This window comes from Streptomyces arenae (genome assembly GCF_022343545.1).
GTDB lineage: Bacteria > Actinomycetota > Actinomycetes > Streptomycetales > Streptomycetaceae > Streptomyces > Streptomyces humi.
Genome location: NZ_JAKQYH010000069.1, coordinates 282561 through 293111, shown reverse-complemented (window position 1 = coordinate 293111; position 10551 = coordinate 282561). Strand labels below are relative to the sequence as shown.

11 protein-coding genes and 1 pseudogene are annotated in these 10551 nt (G+C 70.8%); 4 read left to right on the top strand and 8 right to left on the bottom strand.

Going from position 1 to position 10551, the window contains the following annotated elements:
* A partial coding sequence (locus MB828_RS32970) for a DUF2283 domain-containing protein (RefSeq protein WP_301651376.1) occupies positions 1-262 on the top strand: 262 nt, incomplete at its 5' end.
* A 54-nt stretch (positions 263-316) separates the two neighbouring features.
* Positions 317-1633, top strand: coding sequence for a hypothetical protein (locus tag MB828_RS32965; RefSeq protein ID WP_301651375.1), 1317 nt, complete (start codon positions 317-319; stop codon positions 1631-1633).
* Positions 1634-1670: 37 nt separating this feature from the next.
* On the opposite strand, the gene MB828_RS32960 is transcribed toward MB828_RS32965, so the two are convergent.
* From MB828_RS32960 to MB828_RS32950, 3 genes are read right to left on the bottom strand one after another with little or no spacing between them, the layout of a single operon-like run.
* The gene (locus MB828_RS32960; RefSeq protein ID WP_301651374.1) at positions 1671-2093 is read right to left on the bottom strand and encodes a PPOX class F420-dependent oxidoreductase; all 423 of its coding nucleotides are present in this window, start codon (positions 2091-2093) and stop codon (positions 1671-1673) included.
* Between the two features lie 59 nt (positions 2094-2152).
* Complete coding sequence (locus MB828_RS32955) at positions 2153-2668, bottom strand: SRPBCC domain-containing protein (RefSeq protein ID WP_301651373.1); 516 nt, start codon at positions 2666-2668, stop codon at positions 2153-2155.
* Positions 2669-2699: 31 nt separating this feature from the next.
* A complete protein-coding gene (locus MB828_RS32950; protein WP_301651372.1) occupies positions 2700-3395 on the bottom strand; it encodes a type 1 glutamine amidotransferase domain-containing protein in 696 nt (231 codons plus the stop codon).
* 159 nt (positions 3396-3554) lie between these two features.
* On the opposite strand from MB828_RS32950, the gene MB828_RS32945 reads away from it, so the two are divergent.
* On the top strand, positions 3555-4502 hold the full coding sequence (locus MB828_RS32945; protein WP_301651371.1) for a LysR family transcriptional regulator: 948 nt from the start codon (positions 3555-3557) through the stop codon (positions 4500-4502).
* Positions 4503-5017: 515 nt separating this feature from the next.
* Here MB828_RS32945 and MB828_RS32940 read toward each other — a convergent pair.
* A complete protein-coding gene (locus MB828_RS32940; protein WP_301651370.1) occupies positions 5018-6421 on the bottom strand; it encodes an MDR family MFS transporter in 1404 nt (467 codons plus the stop codon).
* Positions 6418-6768: an aldo/keto reductase gene (locus tag MB828_RS47005; protein ID WP_430381465.1), complete on the bottom strand. Its 351-nt coding sequence runs from the start codon at positions 6766-6768 to the stop codon at positions 6418-6420. The genes MB828_RS32940 and MB828_RS47005 overlap by 4 nt, the downstream gene beginning before the upstream one ends.
* Positions 6769-6869: 101 nt before the next feature.
* Here MB828_RS47005 and MB828_RS32935 point away from each other — a divergent pair.
* Positions 6870-7604 (top strand): annotated as a pseudogene (locus tag MB828_RS32935) (aldehyde dehydrogenase family protein); the annotation flags it as partial.
* Positions 7605-7757: 153 nt separating this feature from the next.
* On the opposite strand, the gene MB828_RS32930 reads toward MB828_RS32935, so the two are convergent.
* The 3 genes from MB828_RS32930 to MB828_RS32920 all read right to left on the bottom strand — a co-directional run bounded on the left by MB828_RS32930 (position 7758) and on the right by MB828_RS32920 (position 10529).
* A complete protein-coding gene (locus tag MB828_RS32930; protein WP_301651369.1) occupies positions 7758-8693 on the bottom strand; it encodes a LacI family DNA-binding transcriptional regulator in 936 nt (311 codons plus the stop codon).
* 61 nt (positions 8694-8754) lie between these two features.
* Entirely contained in the window at positions 8755-9660 is a 906-nt protein-coding gene (purU, locus tag MB828_RS32925; RefSeq protein WP_301651368.1) for a formyltetrahydrofolate deformylase, read from the bottom strand.
* Positions 9657-10529: a methylenetetrahydrofolate reductase gene (locus MB828_RS32920; RefSeq protein ID WP_301651367.1), complete on the bottom strand. Its 873-nt coding sequence runs from the start codon at positions 10527-10529 to the stop codon at positions 9657-9659. The genes purU and MB828_RS32920 overlap by 4 nt, the downstream gene beginning before the upstream one ends.
* Positions 10530-10551: the final 22 nt, after the last annotated feature.

Below are 10551 nucleotides of genomic sequence, written 5' to 3'. Positions count from 1 at the left end.
AGGGAGACCACTCACCGTGACAGATGTCAGAGTCACCTACGACAAGACCGTCAACGCAGCGTACGTATACCTCACCGAACCGCAGGCCCGCGTGAAGTCCGCGCGCATGTATCCCTGCGATCCAGTGGACGTCGACGGCATGATCAACCTCGACTTTGACGAGCAGGGCCGCCTCATCGGCATCGAGGTGTTGGCGGCCAGTTCGAAACTGCCCGAGTACCTACTCCAGTCCGCGGAGCGACTTGACACCGAAGGTGCATGACCAGCCGAGCACCACGCTCGCGGCGAACAGGTTGGAAAAGGCTCAGTGCCTCCGGTGGAGAAATCACGGCGTGGCTTTATTGGCTTGGTGCTGGCCTCAGCACCGGCCATATCCATGGGAATGACGCCGTCGGTCGCCTCAGCGGCGGCCGGTCGAATTCCTCGCGTGAAGGCGACGCGGATCAATGCGGACGGCGTCACGGGAATCACCGACGCGTCCTATGACCATCTCTTCAGGGAGGGGGACGCCAAAAAGGGAGTGACGGCCCTGATCACGGCCGGAGCGGTGAAAATCAACGACGTGCCGGTGCCCACCGTGAACGGCGACGGCGAGTACGGCGCGGATCGACTCGACGTCAACGGCGGAAGCGGGCTGTGGGAGAACGCGGACGGCACCTGGTCGTACAACGTCCAAGTGCTGTTGCAGGGCTCGAACGAGACGTACGACGCGGCCGTGGTCGACTTCGTCGACGCCGTGACGCTGATGCGCGGAATCAGTTATCGGCTCACCCTGACGGACGGCGTGGTGACCGCAATCGACGCGACCGTCAAGGATGTCGCTTTCGCGAACACGGTGAGCAGGGGTCGCGATGTCACGGCCTTCTCCATTGTGGGCCGTGGCGACGGGAGCACGGACAAGCCGAACCCGTCCACGATCAGTTTCCCGAACAGGAACGTCCACGGCCGTCCGCAGAGCCAGAACATGGTGCTGTACTGGAAGGACGCCCGTGGATGGCACCTGGAGCACGCGGCCGGCAGGCATGTGGTCCTCGACGTGAACGTCGACTCGTCGGGAAACACGACGGAGTCGGTCGACGGAGCGGCGCTCACCGACTCCCGCCTGACGCTGCAGTATTCGGAACCCTGGAACAGGCCTACGCAGCCGTTCAGGGCCATGTACTGGATGGGCGAGAACAACGTGAGCGCCATCCAGTGGTTCGCGACTCCCGGCGTCACCGTCGGTTTCTCGCGCGGAGCGAGTGCGAGGCCCGCGCTGGCCTCGGCAGTGGCGAAAGCGGAGAACGCGCTCGACACCGTCGCGGTGTCCGGTACCGGAGACGGCTCCGACGTGACCGAGGGCAGGATGTGGGTCACCCAGGCCTACCACGACATCTTCGCCCGGGCGGTCGCGGACGCGCGGGCGGGACTCGGCAACGGCCGCGCGACGAACGACGAGTACGAAGGCGCGCTCTACCGCCTGGCCCAGGCCTACGGCGGCCGGACCGGAGACAGGTTCAGCTGGCTGGAGAACAGATATTTCGGCAGCGGTGACGACTACGGTTTCGGGACACCGTTCGACACCGGATACAACGGAACGGGGTTCTGGACCTTCGCCCAGGCGAACCTCGGGACCGGGACGCCAGACCACTGAGTCCAGGACGCAGATCATCCGCACCGGCTTTGCTTTCTCACGTGGAGGCCTGATCGCTGTCCCTGTGGGCGCCCCAGCCGTGCCAGCGCTCGACCTCGATCCAGGCGCTGACCCGGGTGCGGACCCGGTCCGGGTAGGCCTTGCCGGTGTAGTGGGTGGCGATGCGGTCGATGTCGGCCAGTCCCTTGTCCTCGTGGGTCTCGACCACCCGTCCGACAAGAGTGACGTGCGAGTACCAGTCCTGGCCGTCCAGGACTGTCAGTGTCACGCGCGGGTCGCGGCGGATGTGCTTCAGCCGCACCCGGCCTTCGTCCAGACTGATCAGGACACGGCCGTCCTCCCACACGTACCAGGTCGGCGTCGACACCGGGGCTCCGTCGGCGCGGAGGGTGGCCATCACGGCCGGGTTGGGGCGGCTCAGCAGTTCCTGGGCCTCGGCCGGCAGCGGGGGCTTTGACATGGGAAGTCCTTCCTCAGCGGGTCTCGTCGAAGCGGGCGAAGCACCACCCTGGTCACGGCTTACTCGGAGGCCGCGTTGATCAGACCGTCGAGCCAGGCCTGGTGGCCGTTGAGCATCGGGTTCGGGCGCTCCTCGGCGAGGGCGGCGGCAGGCTGACCGATCTGCGTCTCCTGGGTCAGGACGCGCACCCGTCCGCCGTCCAGGTCCTCCACCAGCCAGGCGTGCAGCACGTCGAGCCGCTCCTCGGGCGTGCCGTCCTGCTTGGCCGTCCAGGAGAGCCGGCCGGGCGTGCCCGCCGCCGGTGCCCGGAACTCGACGACGTGGGCGTCGAGGGGCGGGAAGCCGAAGGTGCCGAAGCTGAAGTCCGTGTCCTCCTTCAGCTGGGGGCCACCGCCGTCCGGGAAGGAGATGTCGGCGACGTTGTCGTAGTACGACTCCCAGGTGGAGGTGTCGGTCAGGTAGTGCCAGACCTGCGCGGCCGTCACGCCCTTGACGATCACCTCGTTGGAGACGAAGTTGTCGCCGGTGCCGGGGAGGTACTTCTCGGGCCAGTTGATCGCGTTCTGCGTGGTCATGGGGATGGTTCCTTTCTGGTACTGCGGAATGTCAGGCGAGCTTCTTGACCAGTTCGGCCGCGAGCAGGCCGGAGGAGGCGGGGTTCTGGCCGGTGACGACGTTGCGGTCGACCTCGACGTGCGGCGCCCACGGCTCACCGGCCTCGACCTTCAGGCCCGCCTCGGTCAGCCGGTCCTGGAGCAGCCACCTGGCGTTCGCGGCGCTGCCGGCCAGCTGCTCCTCAGCGTTGGTGAAGGCGGTGACCCGGTAGCCGGCGAACGCGTTGGTGCCGTCGTCCTTCACGGCCGCGAGCAGGGCGGCCGGGCCGTGACACACCACGCCCAGCGGCAGACCGGACTCCAGCGCCTGGACGAGGACACGGCCGGAGTCGGCGTCGACCGCCAGGTCCTCCATCGGCCCGTGACCGCCGGGCACGTACACCGCGTCGAAGTCCGCCAGGCGCACCTCGGCCAGCGCGACGGGATGGCGGAACTCCGCGGCGCCCTCCACCACGGCTCGTACGCCTGCGGCGTTCTCCTCGCCGCCGTTCGCACCGGCGCTGAGACTGGCCGGGTCGACCGGCGGGACGACACCGCCGGGGGTCGCCACGGTGATCTCGTGCCCCGCGGCCTTGAACGCCTCGTAGGGGACCACGGCCTCCTCGGCCCAGAAACCCGTCGGGTGCCCGGTGCCGTCGGCCAGCGTCCACCGGGCCGCGCCGGTCATCACGAAAAGGATCTCGGCCATGTGCTTCTCCCCTGCTCCTGGCTGCATCGTCCCCACTCGGGTGGGCCGCCGCCACTCGGCGACGTCCACGACGTTAGGCGCGTGTCCCATCTGGTTACCAATAGGCTCCTCGATATCCGGTATCGGATTGCCGATGGCACCAGGTACTACCCTGGGGCCATGACGAACCGGAAACCCGCTGTGGCCGTGCCCTCGGCGGCCGGTGGCAAGCAGCTTCCGTCCCACGCCGATCTGAACATGCTGCGTACGTTCCTGGCCGTGTACCGCGCGGGATCGTTCACCGCTGCGGCACCACGGCTCGCGCTGTCCCAGCCGACCGTGACCGCGCAGATCCGCGCCCTGGAACAGGGGACCGGTCGCGAGCTGTTCACCCGGCTGCCGCGTGGGGTGGAACCCACGCCGCACGCGCACGAGCTCGCCGGGCAGATCGCCGGTCCGCTCGACGCGCTGGCCGGTCTGGAGGACGCCGGATCGGCCGTGGCGCCCGTTCATCTGGCGGGTCCGTCCGAGCTGCTGTGCGTACGGGTGCTGCCCGCGCTCGTCCCGCTCGTCGCCGACGGGGTCCAGTTGCGGGTTGCCCAGGGCCTGCCCGAGCCGCTGCTGGAGGAGATGCGCGCCGGCCGGCACGACCTGGTGATCACGACCAGGCGCCCCCGTGGCCGGGCGCTGGAATCGGTGCCGCTGGCGGACGAGGAGTACCTGCTGGTGGGCAGTCCCGCCTGGGCCGGGCGGGTAGCCGGGCACCGCGAGGCGGACGACCTGTGCACGGCGCTGCGCGAGGTCCCCTTGGTGACGTACGCCGAGGATCTGCCGATCGTCCGCCGCTACTGGCGCACCGTCTTCGGCAAACCGCTCACCGCCCGCGCCGCCGTCACCGTGCCCAACCTGTACGCCGTGCTGTCCGCAGTCAGCGCGGGCGCCGGGGTCAGTGTGCTGCCCCGCTCGCTGTGCCAGGACCATCTCGCGGACGGCCGCCTCCGCCTCCTGCACGAGGCGGAAGAACCGCCGCTCAACACGCTGTTCCTCGTGCAGCGACCCGGTGCCGGGGCCAATCCCGACGTGGTCCGGGTACGTGACACCCTCCGGCGCACCGCCCGCGGCTGGTAGCCGGGCCTGCGCCCGGTCGAGCGAGCCGGGCGTCCGGTCACGCGGCTGCTCTGCGGTCCGTCGCCGGACGCGCCGGTGCCGCCCGCCTCAGAAGAGCTCGTCCTGCCCTTCGGTGAGGTGCCGAAGTACCTCGGCGCGACGGGGGATCGGCCGTACAGCACCGTGTCCGGTGGTGGTGAGCGCCGCGGCAACCGCCGCGTACCGGGCGGCGTCCACCGGTGACGCGCCCTGGACCAGACGGGCGGCGAACGAAGGACTCGGCGTTCTCCAGAGCACCGTCCGCGTCGGCGTTGAACTCCAGCATCGGTTCGCCGACGGTGATGATGTCGGCCGGGGTGTGGTGTTCGTGGGTCATGGACTCAGATCCGGTCGTACGGGGCCGGCCCCTCTTGGAGAGCCGACGCGATGAACTCGGTGTGTCCTCGCCGGAGGCCCGGCACCAGGAGCCGTCACGGGTCCGCCGCGTGCCCCGAGCGCTTGGACTCGTCGTGGGGGGCTCGTACGGCGTCCGAGCGCTAGCCCTCGCGCACCCGGCGGTCGCTGACGCGCAGGGCGAGGAGCGAGGCGGCCGGGCTGACCGCGCCCATGGTGAGGAAACCCGTCCGGCAACCAGCGCCGGAGTTCGCTCCCGCCAGCGTCCCGGCGACGGCCACCCCGAAGGCGGCGGCGAGCTGCCGCTGCATATTGAGGACGGTCGTGGCGTCGGGCGTGCGGGAGGCGGACACGGTGACGAAGGCGGCGTTCTGACCGGTGGCGAAGAGGAGACCGACGGAGCAGCCGAGCAGGAACATGGACGGATACAGCGTCAGGGAGGGCGAGCCGTCCGCCTCGGTCGCCAGGTAGACCGCGACCGCCGCGGCACCGGCGCCGCCCGCGACCATGAGACGGCGTGGGCCCACTCTGTCGTGCAGCCGGGGCACGACCTGCGATGCCGTCAGCATGCCCAGCGCCTCCGGGAAGGTGGCCAGCCCCGAGCGGAGGGCGTCGTACCCGAGGCCCGTCTGGAGGAACTGCGGGTACAGGTAGAGGACGCCGAGGAAAGCCGCCCCCATTGGGAGCAGGGACACCTGGGTGGTACGGAAGAGCTGGTCCGCCATGATGCGCAGCTCGATCATGGGGTGGTCGGCACGCAGTTCCCACAGCACCAGCAGGACGAGCAGCACGGCACCGCCCAGCAGCGGGACGAGGACCGCCCCGCTCCCCCACCCCCGGTCCGGCGCCCCGGTCAGGGCGTAGAGGACCGCCGCCAGTCCGCCGCCGGCCAGCAGGAAGCCGGGGAGGTCGAAACGGGGTGCCCCGGGGCTGGGGAAGTCGGGCAGTGCCCACACCCCGAAGAGGAGGCCGAGCACGCCGACGGGCAGGTTGACGAGGAAGACCCAGTGCCAGGTGGCGGTGTCCACGAGCCAGCCGCCCAGGACCGGTCCCAGAGCGGGCGCGACGGCGGTCGGCACCATCACGTACCGCTGCGCGCGCAACCGCTCGGCCACGGGGAAGGCGCGCAGCATCATCGTCATGCCGACCGGGGCGAGCAGGCCCCCGCCGACCCCCTGGAGGACGCGGTATCCGGTGAGCGCCGGCAGCGAGTGGGCGGTGGCGCACAGACCGGACGCCACAGTGAACAGCAGCAGCGCGGTCAGCGAGGTGCGCCGGGTGCCGAACCGGTTGCCGAGCCAGCCGGAGACGGGGATGAAGACCGCGAGGGCGACCAGGTAGCCGACGTTGACGGAGCTGAGGCCTGAGGCGTCCATCCCGAAGTCGCGGCCGAGGGCGGGAAGCGCCACGTTGACGATCGAGGTGTCCATGATCGCCATGAAGTTGGCGGCGACGAACACCCCGCAAACGGCGGCCTTGGCGGAGATGATCCGGCCGCCCGGCGGCGGGGACGAGGTGTTCCCGGTCAGCGGTGCCGCGGGGCTCACCGTCCGGACCGGAGCCAGTGGGCCTGGTCCTGGGTGAGGGGGAGACCACGAGCCTGCAAGGAGAGGTCGATCTGGTCGGTGGTCCTCGCGCCGATGGACGGCCACACCTGGGGCTGCTGGAGGGTCCAGGCCAGCGCCACCGTCTCGGGACGCGAGCCGAGTTGCTCGGCGAGGGCCCGACAGCGCTCGCGTCGGGCCCGGTTGTCCTCGGTGTCGTAGGGATCCGGTCCCCCGTTGATCTGCCGTGCCTCGGTACGGGCGAAGTAGCCACGGGCCTGCGAGGACCAGGCGAGCAGGGGCAGTCGGTATGCGCGGACGACGTCGAGGACGGCGCGGTCGGCGTACAGGCTGCCGCCCAGCAGGGCCGGATCAGGCCCGGCGAGGCTGAACTGGTAGCTGGCGACGAGGATGTGGCCCCGCGCGCCCAGTTCGGCGGCGAGCGAGCGCCCGCAACCTCATCCCGCTGCAACTGGAGCTGGGCGGCAAGTCACCGCAGATCGTGCTACCCGACGCCGACCTCAGCAAGGCGGTCCCGGCGATCGTGCGCAGCATCGTCATGAACAGCGGGCAGGTCTGCGCCGCCGGGTCCCGCGTCCTGGTCCGCTCCTCCCTCCACGACCGGCTCGTCGCCGAGGTCGCCGACGCCTTCCGCGCCGTACGCGTCGGGCTGTGGGACCAGCCTGTCGACATGGGGCCGCTGATCAACGCCCGGCAGGAGAAGCGGGTACTGGACTACCTCGTCATAGGCCGCGAGGGGGGCGCCGAAGTCGTCGTCGGCGGCGGCAAGTTGACTGGCGTACGGTACGACGGCGGCTTTTTCGTGGAGCCGACCCTTTTCGACCGGGTCACCCCCGCGATGCGGATCGCCCAGGAGGAGATCTTCGGCCCGGTGCTGTCCGTACTGACCTACGAGGACGAGGAGGAGGCCGTCGCCGTCGCCAACGGAACCCGCTACGGGCTGACCGCGACGGTGTGGACACGGGACGTGGGGCGCGCGCTGCGCCTCGCCCGCCGGGTGCAGGCCGGTCAGGTCGCCGTCAACACCCTCGGCGACGGCGGACCGGCAGGCGCGATCGGCGCGCCCTTCGGCGGCTACCGGCACAGCGGCTTCGGACGCTCCATGGGCCCCGACTACCTGGAGGACTGGACCCAGGTGAAGTGCGTCGTCATCAACTCCGCCTGAGCGCGAGGAGACCGGCGGCGGCGGTCCCGCACGCGGTGTCCGGACCGGGCACATAGCGCACCGCGGCCCCGCCTGTCCGGCACGTGGGGCCGCTGCGGTACGCCGCCACCGGGACCCGGTCCGCAGGAGGCGAGCAGGGCTCCGGTGCGGCGGTCACACGGACGCGCGGTCGACGACCTGGCCGCGCACCGGCGCCAGGCCCTGCGTGTCGATGCCCAGGGCGTCCCGGGCCGCGATGCGTCCGAGGACCTCGGCATCGATGTGCACGGTGGTGAGCGCGGGCGTGGAAAGCGAGCCGTACTCGGTGTCGTCGAAACCGATCACCGCCACGTCCTGGGGCACCCGCAGTCCGAGGTCACGCAGGGCCGTGAGGCTGCGCAGCGCGATGTCGTCATCGAAGCCGGCCAGGGCGGACACCTCCGGGTGCGCCGCCAGGAACGCCTCGACGGCGGCGGCGCCGGCCTCCCGCGGCCGCGGCACGACGAAGGACTCCGGGCACGCGATGCCCAGGCGCCGTGCGGCCTCCCGGGCGAAGCCCAGCCGGGCCTCCGTCAGCGGGAACTCGTGGTCGGGCAGCGCCATCGCGATCCGGGTGTGCCCGCGTTCGGCGAGGAAGCCGATCTGCAGGGCGGCGTTGGCGGCGAAGCCGCTCTCCCAGTCCTGCTCGTCGGGCCCGGCCGGTCCGGGTCCGTGCAGGTAGGCCTCGCCCAGCCGGAGCACCGCCCGCGGCACGACAGCGTCGAGGATCTTCCGCGTGGCCCCGGGCGCCGCTGGTCCGTGCCGGACCAGGAGGACGTGGTCGTGCTCGGTCAGTTCCTCGTCCAGGCCCCGGACGTAACTCCGGGAGAAATTGCCCTCGATGCCCCGGTCGACGATGAGCACGACGATGCGTGAGGACCCCTCACGCAGGGCACGGGCGATTCCGTGGGGGACGTACCCCAGTTCCCGGGCGGCCTCCACGACCCGTTCCCGGGTGGCGACGGAGATCGTCTGCCGTGCGTCGTCGTTCAGTACGAAGCTCACCGTCGCCCGTGACACACCGGACGCCTTGGCCACGTCGCTCAGTGTCACCCGGCCGGAACGGCCCATGCCGCCGCACTCCCTTCGCGTAGCAGGACCCAGGCTACGCGACGGGATCGTCGCGCCCGGGTCAGGCGAAGACGATGGTGTGGTTGCCGTCGCGGATCACACGGTCCTCCGCATGCCACAGGACGGCGCGGGAGAGTACCGCCCGTTCCACGTCGGCGCCGCGGCGGGTGAGGTCACTCGCGGTGTGGGCGTGGGTGACGCGGACGACGTCCTGTTCGATGATCGGGCCCTCGTCGAGTTTCTCGGTGACGTAGTGGGCGGTGGCGCCGACCAGTTTCACACCGCGCTCCTTGGCCTTCGCGTAGGGCCCGGCGCCGATGAAGGCGGGCAGGAAGGAGTGGTGGATGTTGATGATCGGGACACCGACCCGGTCGATGAAGTCCGCCGACAGGATCTGCATGTAGCGGGCGAGGACGACGAAGTCGACGTTGCCCTGGAGCAGCCGGAGGTGTTCCGCCTCCGCGGCCGCCTTGTCGGCTCCCTGGCAGGGGACATGGAAGAAGGGGACACCGAACGCGCGTACCTCGTCGGCCACATCGGGGTGATTGGAGATCACCATGGAGACGGTCACGGGGAGTTGGCCCTGCCGGTGACGCCACAGCAGGTCGAGTAGGCAGTGGTCGGACTTGGAGGCGAAGATCGCGAGTCGTTTCGGCGTGGAGAGGTCACGGAGCGTGTAACGGAGCCCGAAACCGTCGACGAGGTTCCGGTCCAGGTCGGCCCGCAGGGCGGGCAGCGCGGCCCGGAGGCCTTCCAGGCCGAACACGGTCCGCTGGAAGAACGCGCCACCCTGCGGATCGTCCGAGTACTGGTCGAGGGAGACGATGTTCGCGCCGTGGCCGCTGAGGACCGACGTCACGGCGGCGACGATGCCGGTGGCGTCGGCGCCCTGCACGACGAGTGAGGCCTGCGGGCCGGGCGGACCGCTGCGGACGGCGCGTGCCGGGGTGTCCTGGGCGAGGGTCATGCGAGGCTCTCCTTCCGGAAGCGGGCGGCCCATTCGGAGGTGGCCCCGAGCCCGCCGAACGTATAGAAGTGGATTTTCAACTCGCCGTGCCGACCCGGGTCGTGGGCCGCCGCGAGGGCGTGCAGGAAGCGGTCCGGTCCCGCCGTGCCCATGAGGTTGGTCAGGGAGAGGCCGTACTTCTTCACGACGGAGGCGCTGGTGCCGACGCCGAAGCGGGCCGCGTACGCCAGGAGCCGGCGTACTCCGGCGGGGCCGGGCACGCCGATCCGGATCGGAAGCCCGACTCCCCGGCGGCGGACCTCCGCCACCCAGGCGAGCGCGGTCCCGGCGTCGAAGCCGAACTGGGTGATGACACCGGCCTCCAGCGGCTGGGCGGCGAGTGCGGCGTGCTTGTCCCGGAGCGCGGACCACAGGGCGGGGCCGTCGATCGCGGGGTGGCCCTCCGGGTAGCCGGCGATGCCTACGTGCCGGACTCCGTACTCCCGCAGCAGCCCCGTGTCGATCAGGGACAGCGCGTCGGCGTACGGCCCCTCGGGGTGGGCCGGGTCGCCGCCGACCAGGAACACGTTGTCGGCGGTACCGTCGGCGCGCAGTCCGGCGAGGAACCGCTCGAAGTCGTCGCGGGAACCGAGCCGGCGGGCGGATATGTGCGGTACGGGCACGAAGCCGAGGCGCTTGACCGCCCGGGCGGCGTCCAGGCGCTGCCGGAGGTCCTCGTTGCCGAGGAAGGTGACGTGGATGCGGGTGCCCCGCGGGATGGTGTCGTGGGCCTCCTCCAGCTTGGGAACGTCCTTCGCGGTCATCTCCAGGGAGTAGTCGTCCAGCAGTGAACTGCCGGTCGCTGTGCGTACCGTGCTCGCGGATCGCATCGTCGTCGTGTCCCTCGTTCTC